Source organism: Pseudomonas sp. FBCC-B35 (genome assembly GCF_059133755.1).
On record NZ_CP101439.1, the window covers coordinates 3,110,967 to 3,131,458 of the forward strand.

Sequence of the window (20,492 nt, forward strand, 5' to 3'; positions counted from 1 at the left end):
TCACGCGCGCCCTTGGGTTTCGGTGGTCGTGTCCAGGCACTCGCACACCTCGCGCAGCAGCTGGGGCTGCTTGAGGATCTCGAAGTGCGACGCGTGGATGAGCGTTGCATCGTCCTGGCTGAACCGCCGTTGATAAGCTTGAGCCGGTGCGCGGTACCCGTCCTCTGCCCACCAGAAGCTGGCCGGGCACTCGATGGCGGGCAGCGGCGCAAGGCGTCGCGACAGCGCCTTCAGGCGCAGCGCCACCGTAAAGGCATGCACCAGTTCCTCGGCAGCGAAGCGCGGTGAATCACCGCTGCCCAGCACGTGGGCCTGCACTTGCGCTACCAGCGCTTCAAGGGCCGGGTGGGAGCCGTCGTCAGACAGGTCGAACGCCGGCAGGCTTTCGGGCGGCTGGTCGAGGATGATGGACAAGAAGTTGCGCAGCTCTTCAGTCAGGTCGTCTTCCGGCCCGTGGTCACCGGGCACGAAGCTGTCCACCAGCCCAACGAAGTGCACGCACTGGCCCTGCCCTTCCAGCACACGGGCCACCAGCAGCGCCAACGGCCCGCCCAGCGACCAGCCCAGCAAGTGGTACGGCCCTTGTGGTTGCTGTTCGCGGATGAACCCTGCGTAGTCCTGGGCCATGGCTTCCAGCGAGCTGTCCTGCCAGTGCTTGTCCAGCAGCATCCTGCACTGCACGCCGATGACCTGGCGCACCCCGTCCAGCCGTCGCGCCAGAGGCTCATAGTCGAACACGGTGCCGAACCCTGCGTGAAGACAGAACAGGGGCTCGCACTGCGCGACCGGACCATTGAGCGGCAGCAGCGGTGAAAGCACTGCCACGGCGTCGTCCACGTAACCGGACAACTCGGCGATGGTGGGTTTGCTCATCATGTCGCGCAGCTTCAGCTCAACGCCCAACGCCGGTTGATTGCGCACCTTGGACAGCACCTTCAGGGTGCGCAAGGAATCGCCGCCCAGCTCGAAGAAGTTGTCCGTCACCCCAACCTGCTCCAGCTCCAGCACCTCTTGCCAGATCGCGGCAAGGCCGGCTTCGAGGGCGTTGCGCGGCGCCACGTACTCGCGACCCTTGAAGGACGGGTCTGGCAGCGCCTTGCGGTCAACCTTGCCGTTGGGGCTCAGCGGCAGGTGCTCCAGCACCAGGATCTGGCTGGGCACCATGTAGTCAGGCAAGCCCTGTTGCAATGCCATGCGCAGCGCCTCGCCTTGTAGTGCCGGGCTGCTGGTGGCCACATAACCGATCAGTTGCTTGCCGCCTTCGGTGTCACGGGCCACGACGACCGCATCGCGCACCTGGGGTTGGCTGCGCAAGCGGGCCTCGATTTCGCCCAGCTCGATACGAAAGCCCCGGATCTTGACCTGATGATCCAGGCGGCCAAGGAAGTCGATCACCCCGTCTGCCCGGCGGCGCACCAGGTCGCCGGTGCGGTACAGGCGCGCACCCTTGCCACTGGGGTCGGCCACGAATCGCTCGGCCGTCAGGCCTGGTCGAGCATGGTAGCCCCGCGCAAGCCCTTGCCCGCCGATGTACAACTCACCTGGCACGCCGTCCGGCAATGGGTTCAGGCAGGCATCGAGAATGTGCAGGGTACGCTCACCCACCCGTGTGCCAATCGGCGCATAGGCCGCCTCGCAGCGCTGGTCGGTATCGACCACCCACAGCAACGGTGTGACCACCGTCTCGGTGGGGCCGTAGCCATTGGTCAGCAGCCTTGGACGCAGGGTGCGCTTGACCAATTCGAAGTTGGCATCGGCCACGGCGTCGCCGCCAAAGCAGTAGATCTGCACCGGTGGCGGGTTATCGAAGGCCTGGCCGTATTCGGCCAACTGTTGCAGGTACGCAGGCGGGAAACAGGCGATGGTGATGGCCTGCTCATGCAGCACCTGCCAGGTTTCCTCGGGCGTCCACAGACGGTTGTCGCGCACCACCAGCTGACCACCGGCCGCCAGGGTGGACAGCCACCGCTCCTGGGCGCCATCGAAGGCGAACGACATGAACAGCAACTCGCGGGTCGCCTCGCTCATCCCATAGCGCTCGATGATGGCCTGGCAGTGCATGGCCAGCGGCCCGCGGGCGACCGCAACGCCCTTGGGCTTGCCCAACGAACCGGAGGTGTAGATCAGGTACGCCAGGTTGTCTTCGTCGATCACCACCGCCGGCAGGGCGACCTGCGCCTGCACCGGCGCGAGCGATTCGAGCAGCAGCGTGTCGACACCTTCGGCGCTTGGCAAACGTTCGCTGACGCTGGCCTGGCTGATGAGCAGCCGCATGGCTGAGTCCTCGATGATCCACTGCACCCGCTCGCGCGGGTAATCGATGTCGACAGGCACATACGCAGCGCCGGTCTTGAGCACCGCATAGAAGGCCACGATCATGTCTACCGAGCGCTCCAGCGCCACCCCGACACGTACCTCCGGGGCAGCACCGGCGTCGATCAGGGCCACGGCCAGGCGGTTGGCGCGCGCTTCAAGCTCGGCATACGTCAGGGACTGCCCGGCGCAGCTGACCGCTACCTGCTGACCACGGGCCTGTACATGCCCGGCGATGCGCTGCAGCAGCGGCGTGCGGGTCGGGTTGGCGACCAGCCGGTTGGCCTCGGCCTGCTGCCGCTCAGCGTCGGCATCGAGCATGGGCAGGCTGCCGATGGCGGCCAGTGGGTCGCCCAGCAGCGCTTGGAGCAAGCGCTCGAAGCTGCGCCTAATGCCCTGGCAGGCAGCGTGGCTGAAGCGGCTGCGCCAGTACAGGAACTCGATGCTCAAGGTGTCATCCAGGTGCACGGCAAGGTCCATGGCATAGTTGGTCACGTCGCGGCCTTCGCTGGCGCCGAAGCGCAAGCCGTCTTCGCCGGCGTCTTGCAGGCGCTCGTCCAGGGGATAGTTCTCGAACACCACGATGCTGTCGAATAACGCCTGTCCGCTTTGCCCGGACCAACGCTGTACATCGGCCAAAGACACGTGCTCGTAGTCGCGCACCTGCACGTTGTAGTCCTGCAGGGTCTGCAACCACTGCCCCACCGGCTGTTCGGGCAGAGGCGCCTGGATGATCGGCAGCGTGTTGATGAACAAGCCCAGCATGTCTTCAGCACCCGGCAGGTTTGCCGGACGACCGGCGACGGTTGCGCCGAAGCACACGCGCGCTTGCCCGGTGTAGCGTTGCAGCAGCAGCAGCCAGGCTGCCTGGATCAGCGTGTTGGGTGTGACCCGCAGGCGCTGGGCCTGATCACGCAGTTGCCGGGTTTGCGCGGCGTCCCAGTTCAAGTACAGCGCGTCGTAGCCGTCGGCCTCGGCGACGGGCGCTGGATGCAACCCGGTGGCCAGCAGGGTGGGCCCTTCGAGCCCGGCCAGCTTGTCTTTCCAGAAGTGTTCCATCTGCGCCTGGGGCTGGGCGGCCAGCCAGGCGATGTAGTCGCGGTAGCTGCCGCGTTTGCCGGGCAGTGCTTGTCCACCGTACACGGCGAACACCTCACCCAGCAGGCGTGAGTGGCTCCAGCCGTCCATGAGGATGTGGTGGCTGCTCCAGATCAGTTGCTGGCGCCCCTCATCCAGGCGCACCAGGGTCAGGCCCATCAAGGGCGGCTGCAGCAGATCGAAGCCGCGGGCGTAGTCCTGCTCGGCGAGGCCTTGCAGGTCGGCGGCGCTGACCGGGCGGCCCCGCCAGTCGAGCTCGCGCACACGCAGGTCGGCACGCTTGGCCACCCATTGCAATGGCTCGTTGAGGTGGCTTTCGGTCCAGAACCCGGTGCGCAGAATTTCATGGCGATCGACCATGTGCTGCCAGGCCGCGAGGAAGCGGGCGTTATCCAACCCTTGTACCTGCACGCTGGTTTGGCTGACGTACAGCCCCTGCTGGGCGGCTTCGAGGGTGTGGAACAGGATGCCCTGCTGCATCGGCGACAGCGGGTACAGGTCTTCGACAGCCTCGGCCGGTACCGGCAAACGGTCCAGCTGTGCTTGGCTCAGCCCCGCGAGCGGGAAGTCGGACGGGGTCAGGCAGAGGTGTTCCAAGGCCAGGCAGTGCTCAACGACCGTACGCAGCTCGCTCACGTAGGCATGCGCCAGGTGCTCGATGATGCCCGCGGCGAACCGCTGGCGGCTGAAGGTGAAGTCTAGCTTCAGGGCGCCGTCGAACACCTGCCCGTTGATGGTCAGGGCATTGCCCAGCGGCGCCTGATCACTGACCTGGCGCCCGCCGCTTTCCGCGGCCGGGGCGAACAGCGCATCGTCCTCACCGGCGGCGCTGGCGCTGAACTGGCCCAGGTAGTTGAAGGTGATGCGTGGCTGCGACAGACCGGTCAATGCCTGGCGGGTAGCCGCATCGCCCAGATAACGCAGCACACCAAAGCCAATGCCTTTGTCCGGGATGGCGCGCAGGTGTTCCTTGACCTGCTTGATGGTGTCCCCCACTGGCCCCGCCACCGGCAGTCTCACCGGGAACAGGCTGGTGAACCAGCCTACGGTACGGGTGAGGTCGACGTCGTCGAACAGCGCCTCGCGGCCGTGGCCTTCCAGCTCGATCAATGCCGCGTGCTCGCCCGTCCAGTGGCAGATCACCCGCGCCAGGGCGGTCAGCAGCAGGTCGTTGACCTGGGTGCGGTAAGCGGCCGGGGCCTGCTGAAGCAGTTGCCGAGTCAACGCTGCATCCAGTTCAACCTGCACGGTCTGGGCGTCGCCCACCTGCTGGCTGCCTTGGGCATCTTCGCCAGGCAGCGTCTGGGCAAAGCCCTGCAGTTGGGCCTGCCAATAGCCCAGTTGCTGGCGCAGGGTTTCGCTTTGGGCGTGGGCTTGCAGGCGTTCGGCCCAGGCCTTGTAGGCGCTGGTCTTGGCCGGCAGGCTGAGCGGCTGCCCGGTCAGGCACTGCTGGTAAGCCTGCTGCAGGTCCTCGAACAGAATGCGCCACGACACGCCATCGACCACCAGGTGATGGATCACCAGCAGCAAGCGCTGGCTGCCGTCGGCCAAGGTGGCCAGCACCGCGCGCAGCAGCGGGCCCTCGGCCAGGTCCAGGCTGCGCTGGGCATCGTCGCACAGGGCAGTGAGTGCCTGGACATCGGTCACCTCGCGTTGCCACAGCAGCGGCTGGGCGTTGTCGCCGTGGCAGGCCTGCCAACCCTGATCGCCTTCACTGAAGCGCAGGCGCAGGGCATCGTGATGGTGCACCAACGCCTGCAACGCTTGCTCGAGCGCAGCCCCGTGAAGCGGCGCGCTCGGCACCAGCAGCACCGACTGGTTCCAGTGGTGACGCTGGGCGATGGCTTCGCTGAAGAAGCTGTGCTGCACCGGCAACAACGGCGTGGTGCCGGTGACCGCACCCTGATCGATCTGCAAGGCTGTGCCTGCCGTGCCAACGACCTGGGCCAAGGCCCGGAGGGTCTGGTGCTGGAACAACGCTTTCGGGGTCAGGTGCAGCCCCAGCTGCCGCGCTCGGCTGACCACCTGGATAGAGATGATCGAGTCACCGCCCAGCTCGAAGAAGTTGTCGTCCACCCCGACCCGCTCAAGCTTCAGCACATCTTGCCAGACTGTGGCCAACTGCTGTTCGAGCGCTGTCTGCGGGGCGACGAAAGCATGGCTGCTGGCAGCCTCGGGCTGGGGCAGCGCCTTGCGGTCGATCTTGCCGCTCGGGCTCAATGGCAGGCCGTCGAGCACCATCAGGTGAGCCGGCACCATATAGTCCGGCAGGCTCGCCTTGAGCGCTTCGCGCAGCGTGGCCACGTCCACCTGCGTGACCACATAGCCCACCAGTTGCGGCCCACTGGGGCCAGGCTGCGCCATGACCAGCGCCTCGCTGACACCGGCCTGGGCCAGCAGGCAAGTCTCGATCTCGCCCAGCTCGATGCGGAAGCCACGGATCTTCACCTGATGGTCCACCCGGCCAACGTAGTCGATCACGCCATCGGCGCGGTAGCGCGCCAGGTCGCCCGTGCGGTACAAGCGCCCGCCGTTGCCGGCGAACGGGTCGGGCAGGAAGCGCTCGGCGGTCAGCGCGCTGCGGCCGAAGTAGCCACGGGCCAGCAACTCGCCCCCGATCACCAGCTCACCCACGACACCGGTCGGTACCGGTTGCCCGGCATCGTCCAGCAGGTAGATCTCCCGACCAGGCAAGGCCGTGCCGATCGGCAAGGTGTGAGGTACGGGTTGTTCGCCCAGCACGTACGGGGTGCAGTCGAGCGTGGTGGAGGTGACCGTGGTTTCCGTCGGGCCGTAGGTGTTGAGCAGGCGCACATGGCCCAGGCCGGCCTTGAGCCAGGCGGCCATGCCTTCAGGGGGCATGGCTTCGCCGCCCGCATGAATCTGACGCAGTTGCCCGTAGTCGCGTGGCCCTACGCTGGCAAACTGGGTTGCCAGCAGGTTCCAGTACGCGGTCGGCAGGTCGGCCACGCTGATGCCGTGGGCCAGCACCCGCTGGTAGAACGTCTCGCTGTCCCAGATTTCATTGCCGCGCAGCATCACGGTGGCACCGCAGACCAGCGGGGCGTACAGCTGCTCGACGAAGGCATCGAAGTTGAACGTGGCAAATTGCAGCACGCAATCGGACGCGTGGATATCGGAATACCACTGGGCCACGAAGGCGTGGCGGGTCAAGGCACCATGGCTGATGGCCACGCCCTTCGGCCGGCCCGTCGAGCCGGAGGTGAAGATCACGTAGGCCAGGTTGTCGGCGTGCACGCGGTTGAGCGGGTCGCTGCCGGAGCCGTTGCCGTCGTCAGGCGTATCTAGCAGCAGGCACTGCACCTGCGCGTCCAGTGCCAGCGTTTCGCGCAAGTGCGACTGGGTCAACAGCAACGCGACGCGGCTGTCCTCGACCATCTGCTGCAGGCGCTCTTGGGGGAATTTCGGGTCGAGCGGTACATAGCCGCCGCCTGCCTTGAGCACGGCCAGCAGGGCAACGACCATCGGCGCATCGCGCTCGACGGCGATGCCGACCAGCACGTCGGGGCCCACGCCTTGGGCGATCAAGCGGTGCGCCAGGCGGTTGGCCGCTGCGTTGAGCTGGGCGTAGGTCAGCTCGGTGGTTTCAGTGATCAGCGCAGTGTGGTTCGGAACGCGCCGGGCCTGCTGCTCGAACAGCACATGGGCAGGCGCCAGGCTTGGGTATTCACCGGCGGCCATGCCCCAGTCCTGCACCGGGGCGCGCTGACGCCCGTCGTCCAGCAGGGTCAGATCGCCCAGGCAAAGCCCGTCGGCCCCCTCGACCATTTGCAGGAGCAAGTGGGCCAGGTTGTCACCGATGCTCGCGATACCCGGGGCATCGAACGCCTCGCCCGCATAGGTGAAGTGCAGCAGCACGGTGGACCCGGCGTTTACGCTGACGGTCAGCGGGTAGTTGCTCTGCTCATGGTTATCGATGCTGCCAAAGCGCAGGTCCACGGGCGCTGCTTGCAGCGCCTCGGAAACCGGATAGTTCTCGAACACCAGGATGTTGTCGAACAGTGCTTCACCGCCCTGCCCGGCCCAGCGCTGGATATCGAAGAGCGGGGTGTGCTCCTGCTCGCGCAGCGCCAGGTTGAGTTGCACAAGCGCGTGCAGCCACGCTTGCAGCGGCTGATCTGCCTGGGGGCTGGCCACCACCGGCAAGGTGTTGATGAACAGGCCGATCTGTTGCTCCACGCCGCTGATCGCCGCCGGGCGTCCGGCGACGGTGGCCCCGAACACGACGCCGTTGTGCCCGGTGTAGCGTTGGAGCAACAACAGCCAGGCCGCCTGGATGACGGTGTTGAGGGTGACTTTATGACGGCGCGCAAAGGCATTCAGGCGCTGGGTGTGATGTTCGTCCAGCCGGTGGTAATGATCATGTTGACCTGTGCTGCGCGTTGCCGGCTTCAAGGCTTGTGCAAGCAGGGTCGGCGCCGGCAGGCAGGCCAGTTGATCGCGCCAGAACACTTCGCTGGCCTGACGGTCCTGGCGCAGCAACCAACCGATGTAGTCGCGGTACTGCGTAGGCCCATGGGTCACCGGCTGGCCAGCATAGCGCTGGAGCACTTCGCCCAGAAGCTGCGAGGTGCTCCAGCCGTCCATCAGGATATGGTGGCTGGTGTAGATCAGGTGATAGTCCTGCGCGTTGGTCTGTGCAAGTACCAGCCTGAGCAGCGGCGCGGTGTGAAGCTCGAAGCCTTGTTGCAGTTCGCTTTGCGCCACGGCGTCGAGGGTGGCTTTTGCAGCGGGGTCGTCGCGCAGGTCCAGCAGGCGGAACGGCAGCTCGACCCGGCTCAGGACCATCTGCACGGCCTGCTCGAACTGCCAGTTGAACCCGGTGCGCAGGATGGCGTGGGCGTCGAGGGTGGCCTGCCAGGCGCTGCGAAAACGCTGCGGGTCGAGCCCGCCGATGTCCAGGCGCATCTGATTCAGGTAATCGCCGCTGCCCTGCTCGTACAGGCTATGGAACAACATGCCTTGCTGCATCGGGGACAGTGGATAGATGTCCTCGAGGTTGGCCGCCGACACCGCAAGCTGGTCCAGCTGCGCCTGGTCCAGACCGGCCAGGGGGAAGTCGGAGGGCGTCACGCCACCTGCATCAGGGGCCAGGCAGTGTTCGATCAGCGCCTGCAGTTGTGCGCCGTAGGCATCGGCCAAAGCCTCGATGGCCTGCACATCGAACTGCTCGCGGCTGAACGTCCAGTCCAGGCTCAGGCAACCGTCGTATACGCGCCCGTTGAGCACCAGCCAGTTGTCCAGGGGTGCGTCCGGGCTTTGCTCACGGCCGCGCTTTTCTGTGGCGGGGGTGAACAAGGCGTCATCGTCGCCAGCAAAACTGCCGTCGAACTGGCCCAGGTAGTTGAAGGTGATACGCGGTGTCGCCAGCGCCGCCAAGGCCTCGCGTGTGGCAGCGTCCCCCAGGTAACGCAGGACACCGTAGCCGACACCCTTGTCGGGAATGCCGCGCAGGTGCTCCTTGACCTGGCGAAGCGTGTCGCCAAGGTCGCTGGACACGGGCAACTTCACCGGGAACACGCTGGTGAACCAACCCACGGTACGGGTGAGGTCGACGTCGTCGAACAGCTCCTCGCGGCCATGGCCTTCCAACTGGATCAGCGCGGCCTGTTCGCCTGTCCACTGGCAGATCACACGCGCCAGGGCGGTCAGCAGCAAGTCGTTGACCTGGGTGCGGTAGGCTGCAGGCGCCTGCTGCAACAGGCGACGGGTTTGCTGGGCGTCCAGGCGGGTCTGCACAGTCTGGGCGTGGTGCCCCTGCATGCCTGCATCGACCTTGACGCCCGGCAGGTCTGCGCGCTGCCCGCGCAGTTGTGCCATCCAGTAGTCCTTCTGCCCCTGCAGCGCCGGGCTGTGGGCATGCGCCTCCAGTTTCTGCGCCCAGGCCTTGTAAGCCGTGGTCTTGCTCGGCAGTTTCACGGGCTGCCCGGCCAGGCATTGCGCGTAGGCCTGTTGCAGGTCCTCGAAGAGGATGCGCCACGACACGCCATCGACCACCAGGTGATGGATCACCAGCAGCAAGCGCTGGCTGCCGTCGGCCAGCGTGGCCAGCACGGCGCGCAGCAGCGGGCCGTCGGCCAGGTCCAGGCTGCGCTGGGCATCGTCGCACAGGGCGGTCAGCGCCTGGGCATCGGCCACCTGGCGTTGCCACAGCAGCGCCATCACCGGCTCGCCATGTTCGGCCAGCCAGCCTTGCTCACCTTCGCTGAAGGTAAGGCGCAGCGCATCGTGATGTTGCACAAGCGCCTGCAACGCCTGCTCCAGTGCAACGCCCTGAAGTGCTGTGCGTGGTACCAGCAGCACCGACTGGTTCCAGTGGTGACGCTGGGCAATGACCTCGCTGAAGAAGCTGTGCTGCACCGGCAGCAGCGGCATGCCGCCGAGGACGGTGCCTTGGTCGATCTGCACCGCGCTGTCGGCATTGCGCACGACCTTGGCCAGGGCGCGCAGGGTCTGGTGCTGGAACAGCTCCTTGGGCGTGAAGTGCAGCCCCTGCTGACGGGCCCGGCTGACCACCTGAATGGAGATGATCGAGTCACCGCCCAGCTCGAAGAAGTTGTCGTCCACCCCGACCCGCTCAAGCTTCAGCACGTCTTGCCAGATACGCGCCAGTTGCTGTTCGAGCGGGGTCTGGGGGGCGATGAACGCCTGGTTGCTGGAGGCCTCGGGCAGCGGCAGCGCTTTGCGGTCGATCTTGCCGCTCGGGCTCAGCGGCATGTGATCGAGCAGCATGACATGGGCAGGAACCATGTAGTCCGGCAGGCTCGCCTTGAGCGCTTCGCGCAACGCCTGCACGTCTGCATCTGCAACCAGGTAAGCAACCAGTTGCGGCCCGTTCGGACCAGGCTGTGCCACGACCAATGCCTCGCTGACACCGACCTGGGCCAGCAGGCAAGTCTCGATCTCGCCCAGCTCGATGCGGAAGCCACGGATCTTCACCTGATGGTCCACCCGGCCGACGTAGTCGATCACGCCATCGGCGCGGTAACGCGCCAGGTCGCCCGTGCGGTACAAGCGCCCGCCGTTGCCGGCGAACGGGTCGGGCAGGAAGCGCTCGGCGGTCAGCGCGCTGCGGCCGAAGTAGCCACGGGCCAGCAACTCGCCGCCGATCACCAGCTCACCCACGACACCGGTCGGTACCGGCTGCCCGGCATCGTCCAGCAGGTAGATCTCCCGACCAGGCAAGGCCGTGCCGATCGGCAAGGTGTGAGGTACGGGTTGTTCACCCAGCACGTATGGAGTGCAGTCGAGCGTGGTGGAGGTGACCGTGGTTTCCGTCGGGCCGTAGGTGTTGAGCAGCCGCACATGGCCCAGGCCGGCCTTGTGCCAGGCGGCCATGCCTTCAGGGGGCATGGCTTCGCCGCCCGCATGAATCTGGCGCAGTTGCCCGTAGTCGCGTGGCCCTACGCTGGCAAACTGGGTTGCCAGCAGGTTCCAGTACGCGGTCGGCAAGTCGGCCACGCTGATGCCGTGGGCCAGCACCCGTTGGTAGAACGTCTCGCTGTCCCAGATTTCATTGCCGCGCAGCATCACGGTGGCACCGCAGACCAGCGGGGCGTACAGCTGCTCGACGAAGGCATCGAAGTTGAACGTGGCAAATTGCAGCACGCAATCGGACGCGTGGATATCGGAATACCACTGGGCCACGAAGGCGTGGCGGGTCAAGGCACCATGGCTGATGGCCACGCCCTTCGGCCGGCCCGTCGAGCCGGAGGTGAAGATCACGTAGGCCAGGTTGTCGGCGTGCACGCGGTTGAGCGGATCGCTGTCGGAGCCGTTGCCGTCGTCAGGCGTATCCAGCAGCAGGCACTGCACCTGCGCGTCCAGTGCCAGCGTTTCGCGCAAGTGCGACTGGGTCAACAGCAACGCGACGCGGCTGTCCTCGACCATCTGCTGCAGGCGCTCTTGGGGGAATTTCGGGTCGAGCGGTACATAGCCGCCGCCTGCCTTGAGCACGGCCAGCAGGGCAACGACCATCGGCGCATCGCGCTCGACGGCGATGCCGACCAGCACGTCGGGGCCCACGCCTTGGGCGATCAAGCGGTGCGCCAGGCGGTTGGCCGCTGCGTTGAGCTGGGCGTAGGTCAGCTCGGTGGTTTCAGTGATCAGCGCAGTGTGGTTTGGAACGCGCCGGGCCTGCTGCTCGAACAGCACATGGGCAGGCGCCAGGCTTGGGTACTCACCGGCGGCCATGCCCCAGTCCTGCACCGGGGCGCGCTGACGCCCCTCTTCGAACAGCTTCAGCTCGCCCAGGCAACGCTGGGGCGAGCCGTCGGCCATCTGCGCCAGGAGATGGGCCAGTTGGCTTGCAACCTGGGCAATGCACTCGGCACTGAACCGCGCAGCGTCATAGCTGTAATGCAACAACAGGTCGGCCCCGGTGCTGACGCTCAGCGTCAGCGGGTAGTTGTTCTGCTCATGGCTGTGCACGTCGCCAAAGTGCAGGTCACTGACGCCGCCCTGCTGCAGCGCCTCGGACACGGGGTAGTTTTCGAAGACCAGCAAGGTATCGAACAATCCATCGCCGCCCTGCCCGGCCCAGCGCTGCACATCACTCAGCGCGCTGTGTTCGTGGTCCCGGAGTGCCAGGTTGATGCCCTGTACGGTCTGTAACCAACCCGCCAGCGCTTGTTGCGGTTCAGGCCGCGCGACCACGGGCAAGGTATTGATGAACAAGCCGATCTGCTGCTCGATGCCCTGCAATTGCGTAGGCCGGCCCGCCACCGTAGCCCCGAATGTCACGCTGTCGTGACCGGTGTAGCGCTGCAACAGCAACAGCCAGGCGGCCTGCACGAGCGTGTTGAGGGTGACTTTCTGCTGACGGGCAAAGCCGTGCAACTGTTCGGTCATCGCAGCGTCCAGGCGCCATTTGAATTCGCCTTGCCCACTCTGGCCGGTGGCGGCGCACTTGAGCGCACGGCTGAGCCAGGTCGGCTCGTCAAGGGTGGCGAACTGCGTGCGCCAGAAGGCCTCGCTGACCCGTTTGTCCTGGCGTTGCAGCCAGCCGATATAGTCGCTGTAGCGCCCATTGAGGCTGTGTACCGCCTGGCCTGCGTAGTGCTGCAACACCTCGCCGAGCAACTGCGAATTACTCCAGCCGTCGAGCAGGATGTGATGGCTGGTATAGATCAGTTGATAACGATCATCCCCCGTGCGGGCCAGCGTCAGACGCAGCAGTGGCGCCTGGGCCAGGTCGAAGCCTTGCTCGCGTTCGGCATCGGCCAGGCGCGTCAGTGCAGCGTCGAGATCTGCATGGCCACGTAGGTCAATTTCACGGCATGGCAACTGCACCTGCTTGCGCACCCACTGAAGCGGCTGGACCAGCCCGCCTTGCCAGAGGAACCCGCTGCGCAATATGTCATGTCGCTGCACCACCGCCTGCCAGGCCTCCCGGAAACGCTCAGGCGCCAGCCCCTGGACGCTGACCGACAGCTGGTTGATATAGTCGCCCCCTTGCTGCTCCAGCAAGCTGTGGAACAGCATGCCCTGCTGCATGGGCGAGAGCGGGTACAGGTCCTGAACGTCCGCCCAGGGCAGGCCAAGGGCGTCCAGTTGTGACGGGTCGAGCATGGCCAGCGGGAAGTCCGAAGGCGTCACCCCGGCACTGTCCGGTAGCAGACAGTGGGCGACCAGCTGGTTCAGCTCGCGTGCGTAATCCTGCGCCAGGCGTTCGATGTCGGTGCGCTCGAACATCGCTTCGCTGAAGGTCCAGCCCAAGCGCAATTGGCCTGCGTACACCTGGCCGTTGATGCTCAGCCAGTTGCCCAGCGGCGCCTCGGCGCCCTGTTCGGCGCCGGCGTCCTCGCTGGCTGGCACGAACAGGGCGCCTTGATCGCTGGCAAAGCTGCCGTCGAACTGGCCCAGGTAGTTGAAGGTGATGCGCGGCTCGGCCAGGCCGTTCAAGGCTGCCTGCGACTGGGCGCTGCCCATGTAGCGCAAGGCGCCGTAGCCGATGCCCTTGTCGGGAATCGCGCGCAGTTGCTGCTTGACGGTCTTGATCGTGTCGGTCACGTCACCTGCACTGTCCAGGCGCACCGGGAAGGCGCTGGTGAACCAGCCCACCGTGCGGGTCAGGTCGACATCGTCGAACAGGTCTTCACGGCCGTGCCCTTCAAGCTGGATCAGCGCCGAAGCCTGCCCGGTCCAGCGGCAGATCACGCGGGTCAGCGCGGTCAGCAGCAGGTCGTTGACTTGGGTGCGGTAGGCCGCCGGGGCTTGTTGCAGCAGTTGCCGGGTCAGCGTGTCGTCCAGGCGCGTGTGTACCGTACAGGCATGGCGCTTTTCAAGGCTGGCGTGAGGACGCGCGCCTGGCAGGTCGTCGACGGCGCCTGCGACCTGCGCCTGCCAGTACGGCAGCTGCTCGGCCAGGGCCGGGGTTTGGGTCAGTGCCTGCAGGCGTTCTGCCCAATGCTTGTAGGCCGTGGTCTTGGCCGGCAGCGACAGCGCCTGGCCTGCCAGGCACTGCGAGTAAGCCTGCTGCAGATCGTCGAACAGAATGCGCCAGGACACACCGTCCACGACCAGGTGATGAACCACCAGCAACAGCCGCTGACTGCCATCGTCCAGCTCCGCCAGCACAGCCCGCAGCAGCGGCCCTTGGTGCAGGTCGAGGCTGCGCTGGGCCTGCTCGCACAACGCGGTCAGGGCCTGGCCGCGCACGACCGTGGCATGCCACAGCAGCGGCGCCTGCTCCTCGGCGCCCTGTTGCTGGGCCGCAGCCCGGTGCCAGGCGAGCCCGGCTTGGGCATCGAAGCGCAGGCGCAAGGCATCATGGTGCAGCACCAGCGCCTGCAACGCCGCCTCCAGCACCCGTGGCTGTAACGCCTGTGTCGGCGCCAGCAGCACGGACTGGTTCCAGTGATGCGCATCGGCAATGCCTTGGGCGAAGAACCAGCGCTGGATGGCCAGCAGCGGCAGGCTGCCAGCGACCGGGCCCTGATCGATGCGGGCGACCTCGCCAAAACGGGCCACACCGGCCAGGGCCTGCACGGTCTGGTGCAGGAACAGGTCTTTGGGGCTGAGCACGATGCCGGCCTGACGGGCCCGGCTGACCACCTGGATCGAGATGATCGAATCGCCGCCCAATTCGAAGAAATTGTCGGTCACCCCAACCTGAGGGACCTTCAGCACCGCCTGCCAAATCTGCACCAACGCCTGCTCGAGCGGGCTGCTGGCGGCCACATGCTGGCCTTGCAGCTGGGTCAGGTCGACTGCCGGCAGGGCCTGGCGGTCGATCTTGCCGTTGGGGGTCAGGGGCATGCGTTCGAGCAACTGCACGTGCGTGGGCACCATGTAGTCAGGCAGGTCCACCTTCAAACGGCGCTTGATCGATTCGCGGCGCTCAGCCTGGGCCTGATGATCGGACGCCAGTTGCGGCGCGTCGTCGCTCACCACGTAGCCGACCAGTTGCTGGCCGCTCGGGCCGGCCTGGGCCACCACCACCGCTTCGCGCACACCCGGCACCGCCAGCAGGCGAGCTTCCACCTCGCCCAACTCGATACGAAAACCTCGCACCTTGACCTGGCGGTCGATGCGCCCGAGGTAATCGATGATGCCGCTGCTGCGCAGGCTTACCCGATCACCGCTGCGGTACAGCCGGGCACCGTTGCCGAACGGGTCCGGTACGAACCTTTCGGCAGTGAGCGCCGGGCGCTTGAGGTAGCCACGGGCCAAACCCTGCCCGCCCAGGTACAACTCTCCCGGGATGGCCAGGGGCAACAGGTTCAGGTCGGCATCGAGCACATACGCGCGCCGTTCACCGACGCGATCACCAATGGGCGCATAGGCTGCGCCGCAGCGGTCCTGTTCGCCGGCTTTCCAGATCAGGGGGGTGACCACGGTTTCGGTAGGGCCGTAGCCATTGATGATGTAGGTCGGGCGCAGTGCGCGCCGGGCCATGGCGTAGCTGGCCTCGGACACCGCATCGCCGCCGAAGCAGTACACCCGCATCGGCGGTGGGTTGCCGTCGCGCTCGGCGTGCTCGGCCAGTTGCTGAAGGTAGACCGGTGGAAACGCCGCGACCGTCACCCCATGCTCATGCATGGCGGCATAGGTTTGCTCCGGCGTCCACAGCTGCGGGTCGCGGATCAGCAGCGAAGCGCCGTGGGTCAGGGGCGTGAGCCAGCGCTCGTGGGCACCGTCGAAGGCGAACGACATGAAGTGCAGTTCGCAGTCGGCTGGCGTCATTTCGTAGCGCTCGCCAATCGCCCGGCAGTGCATGGCGATGGGGCCATGGGCTACCGCCACCCCTTTGGGCAGGCCGGTGGAACCCGAGGTGTAGATGACGTAGGCCAGGTTATCGGCCTGGGCGGCGTTCGCCGGCGCGTGGCAGGGTTGCGAGGCCAGGTCCATGTGGTCCAGGGCCAGGGTTGCCAACCCCTCAGGGACCGGCAGGCGCTGCATGAGCGCGCTGTCGCTGAGCAGCAGGGCCATGCCACTGTCCTGCATCAGGTAGGCCAGGCGTTCGCGGGGGTATTGCGGATCGAGCGGCGTATAGGCACCGCCGGCCTTGAGCACCGCCAACAGGCTCACGACCATCTCAAGGCCACGCTCCAGGGCGATACCGACCAGCACTTCCGGCCCGACCCCGGCTGTGACCAGGGCATGGGCCAGGCGGTTGGCCTGCTGGTCAAGCTGGGCAAAGCTCATGCGCTGCTCGCCAAACAACAAGGCGATGGCCTGCGGGGTTTGCGCAGCCCACTGGGCAATGCGCTCGTGCACCAGCGGGCCGTCGGCGTGACGCAGGTCCGGGGCGTTGCGCACAGCGTGCAGGTGCTCATGCTCATCGACGGCCAGCATCGGCAGCGCAGCAATGCAGCGCGACGGGTCGGCGACGAGGCTGCGCAGCAGGGTCAGCCAATGCCGCCCCAGGCGCTCGATGGTGGCGGCATCGAACAGGTCGCACGCATAGGTCAGCGACGCCCACAGGCCGTCTTCGCCCTCCACGGTGTCCAGCGTCAGGTCGAACGAGGCGCTGTGGCTTTCCCAGAACAGCCCTTCGATATCGAGCCCAGGCACCTGCCGGGTGCGTTGGTCGCGGCCTTGGCGCTGGTGGTTGTACATCACCTGGAACAACGGGTTGTGGCTCAGGCTGCGGTCTGGCTGCAAAGCTTCGACCAGTTGTTCGAACGGCAGGTCCTGATGCGCCTGGGCACCGAGCACCGTCTGCTTGACCTGTTGCAGCAACGCCGGGAAGGCCAAGGCCCCCTGCACATCGGCGCGCAGCACCTGCGTGTTGACGAAGAAGCCCAGCAGGCGATCGGTCTCGACCCGGTTGCGGTTGGCGTTGGGCACCCCGACGCGAATATCGGTCTGGCCGGTGTAGCGGTGCAGCAGCACCTGGAACGACGCCAGCAACAGCATGAACAGCGTGACCTGTTGCTGCTGCGCCAGGCCTTGCAAGGCTTCGCTCAGGGCGCTGTCGATGGGCAGGTCGACACGCGCGCCGCGCAGGCTTGGCTGGGCCGCACGCGGACGGTCGGTGGGCAACTCCAGCACAGGTTGATGCGCGCCCAGTTGCTCACGCCAGTAGGCCAGTTGCTGCTCGCTGCCGCCGGCTTCCATCCAGCGACGCTGCCAGATGGCGTAGTCGGCGTATTGAATGGGCAGCGCGGGCAGCTCGACCGCCCGCCCGTGGACGAAGCCCAAGTACAGCTGCATCAGCTCATCGACCATGACCTGCATCGACCAGCCATCGGAGACGATGTGGTGCTGCACCATCACCAGCACATGTTCATCGTCAGCCACCGTCAGCAGCCCCAGCCGTACCAGCGGACCGTGTTCGAGGTCGAAGGGCCTGGCGATCTGCTGCTCGATCAACGCCTGTACCTGGGCGTCTTGGTGCTCGGGTGCCAGGGTGGCCGGCAGGTGCAACGGCTCGATCGCGATCGGCAGGGCGCCATGCACGCGCTGGCAGGGCCGCTCCTCCTCCACCACGAAGGTGGTGCGCAGGGTCTCGTGGCGTGCCACCAGGGCATCGAACGCCTGCTGCAAGGCCTGGGTGTCGAGTTGGCCGCGCAGGCGCAGGGCGGTAGGGATGTGAGAGGCGCTGCTGCCTGGCTCCAGCTGCCAGAGGAACCACTGGCGCTCCTGGGCGAAGGACAGCGGCAAGCTGTCCAACTGCTCGCGGATGACCGGAATCGGCAGGTTGCTGGGCGAGACCTTTTGTTCGGCCATCTTGGCCAGGTACTGACGGCGCTTGTCCACGGGCAAGGCGATGAAGCGTTGGGCAATGCGCAGGGCGCTGGCGTGATCCATTACACCGCCTCCATTTCGTCGAGCAAGCTTTCGAGCTGGTCAAGGGTGGAGGCATCCACCGCCCCGCCTTCGCGCTCCAGTTGGCGGGCCAGCTCGCCCAGGGTGGGGTATTGGAAAATCAATTGCGCAGTTGCCTTCATACCAAGCTCGAGTTGAATGCGTGAGACCAGGCTCACGACGAGAAGAGAGTGACCGCCCAGGTCGAAGAAATGGTCGTTCAAGCCGACCTTGTCGAGCTGGAGCAGGTCCTGCCAGATCGCTGCCAGTTGGCACTCGACCGGGCGTTGCGGGGCTTCGTAGCCCTGTTGTTGTGGCGCGGCCTGGGGCAGCGGCAAGGCCCTGCGGTCCAGCTTGCCATTGGGGCTGAGCGGCCACTGTTCCAGCAGCAGCCATTGGCCGGGCACCATGTAGCCGGGCAAGTTGGCCTTGAGGTGAGCCTTGAGGCGCTCGCGCAGCAGCGCCTGGCGCGTGGCCTCCAGGTCAGCGCCGGCGACCAGCACGTAGCCGACCAGTTGCGCACCGGCGGCGCCAGGCTGAGCCAGCACGACCGCTTCACGGACTTCGGCCACCTCCAGCAGGCGCGCCTCGATCTCACCCAGCTCGATGCGCTGGCCACGGATCTTCACCTGGTGGTCCAGGCGACCGAGGTATTCCAGCACGCCGTCGGCGCGGTAACGCACCAGGTCGCCCGTGCGGTACAAACGCTCGCCATTACCCACAGGACTTGCCACGAAGCGCTCGGCGGTCAGCGCCGGGCGGCGGTGATACCCACGGGCCAGGCCCACGCCGCCCAGGTACAACTCACCGGCCACCCCCGGCACGACCGGCTGCAGGGCCGCGTCCAGTACGTAAGTGTGCAGGTTGGCAATGGGGCGCCCGATGGGCACGCTGTCGCTGCCCTCCTCCACGCAAGTCCAGTGGGTGACGTCGATGGCGGCTTCGGTCGGGCCGTACAGGTTGTACAGGCCGGCCTTGGGCAGGCGTGCGAACACCTGGCTCTGGGCATCGAGCGCCAGTGCCTCGCCGCTGCAGAGAATGCGCCGCAGGCTGTGGCACCCGTCCAGGTCCGGCGATTGCAGGAACACCTGCAGCATCGACGGCACGAAGTGCAACGTGCTGATGCCATGCTGCTCGATCAGGGCCACCAGTTGCGCCGGGTCGCGGTGCGCGCCGGGTTCGGCCACCACCAGTTGGGCGCCGGTCATCAACGGCCAGAAGAACTCCCACACCGACACGTCGAAGCTGAACGGCGTCTTCTGCAGCACCCGGTCGGCGGCGGTCAGTTCATAGGCCTGTTGCATCCAGTACAGGCGGTTGGCCAGGGCGACGTGGCGGTTGCCGGCACCCTTGGGCTTGCCAGTGGAGCCGGAGGTGTAGATCACGTAGGCCAGGTGCTCCGGCGCCAGGTCGACCTGCGGGTTCGGTACGTCAACCGGGTCCGCCTGCGGGGCCAGCAGTTCGAGCGTCGCCAGCCCTTCGGGCACCGGCAGGCGCAAGCCTGGTGCATGCAGCAGCAAGGCCATGCGGCTGTCCTCGATCATGTAGGCCAGGCGTTCCTCGGGGTAGTCCGGGTCCAGCGGCAGGTAGGCGCCACCGGCCTTGAGGATGGCCAGCAGGCCGATGACCAGCTCCAGCGAACGCTCGGCGGCGATGCCTACCAGCACGTCCGGGCCAACGCCGCGATCGATCAACTGCCAGGCCAGGCCATTGGCGGCGTTGTTGAGTTGGCGATAGGTGAGTTGACGCGCGCCGAACACCACGGCGGCCGCCTCGGGGCTGCGCTGGGCTTGCTGCTCGATCAGGCGGTGGACGCAGTGCTCATCGGGGTAACGCTGAGCGGTCTGGTTCCAGGTGCGCGCAGTGTCCAGCTGCCGTGCGTCCATCAGGGGCAGCTCGGCCACTCGTGCCCCAGGGCTGGCAAGCATGCCGCGCAGCAGGGTTTGCCAATGGCTGGCCATGCGCTCAAGCGTGCTGGTTTCGAACAGGTCGGTGGCAAAGGTCCAGGTCGCCCCCAGGCCGTCGGGTGTCTCGAAGGTGTCCAGGGCCAGGTCGAACTGGGCACTGTGGTGTTCGCCGCTCAGGGTCTGGACATCGAGCTGCGGCACCTTGAAGCCGTCACCCAGCTGCTGGTCGAGCAGGTTGCGGTGGGTGAACATCACCTGGAACAGCGGATTGTGGCTCAGGCTGCGTGCCGGCTGCAGGGCTTCGACCAGCTGCTCGAACGGCAGGTCCTGATGCTGCTGGGCGCCCAGCGCGGCCTGGCGCACTTGTTCCAACAGCGCCTCTACGGTCAGCTGCCCATCGAAGCGCCCACGCAAGACCTGGGTATTGACGAAGAAGCCGATCAGACGCTCGGTCTCCAGGCGATGGCGGTTAGCGACGGGCACGCCGACACGGATGTCGTCCTGGCCGCTGTAGCGCTGCAACAGTGCTTGGAACGAGGCCAGCAGCAGCATGAACAGCGTGACGTTGTGCTGCTGCGCCAGCTGTTGCAGGCCCGTGGTCAGCTGCGTGTCCAAGGTCAGCCCCAGGCGGGCACCGCGGTAGCTCTGCACGGCAGGACGCGGGTGATCGGTGGGCAACTCCAGCACCACCGGCTCATCGCCCAGTTGCTCACGCCAGTACATCAGCTGACGCTCGCGTTCACCGGCTGCCAGCCAGTCGCGCTGCCAGTGGGCGTAGTCCAGGTACTGGACGGGCAGCGGCGCAAGGTTCGGCTGCGCGCCGCTTGTCAGGCTGGCATAGCTCTGCATCCATTCATCGACCATCACCTGCATCGACCAGCCATCGGAAACGATGTGGTG

At 66.4% G+C, this 20,492-nt stretch carries 2 protein-coding genes (1 of these 2 only partly in view); both read right to left on the bottom strand.

Annotated features, from left to right (window positions below; translation table 11 throughout):
* The gene (locus NMB38_RS14185) at positions 1–17,688 is read right to left on the bottom strand and encodes a non-ribosomal peptide synthase/polyketide synthase (RefSeq protein ID WP_494354809.1); all 17,688 of its coding nucleotides are present in this window, start codon (positions 17,686–17,688) and stop codon (positions 1–3) included.
* Positions 17,688–20,492, bottom strand: the 3' end of a protein-coding gene (locus NMB38_RS14190) for a non-ribosomal peptide synthetase (RefSeq protein ID WP_323157959.1). Its footprint extends 6,846 nt past the window's final position; the window shows 2,805 of its 9,651 coding nt (coding positions 6,847–9,651); the start codon falls outside the window, past its right edge; the stop codon is at positions 17,688–17,690. Before NMB38_RS14190 ends, NMB38_RS14185 begins: the two co-directional genes overlap by 1 nt.

Coding starts and splice junctions, on each gene's coding strand:
- NMB38_RS14185 (WP_494354809.1), bottom strand. CDS start 17,688: ATGGATCACGCCAGCGCCCTGCGCATTGCCCAACGCTTCATCGCCTTG.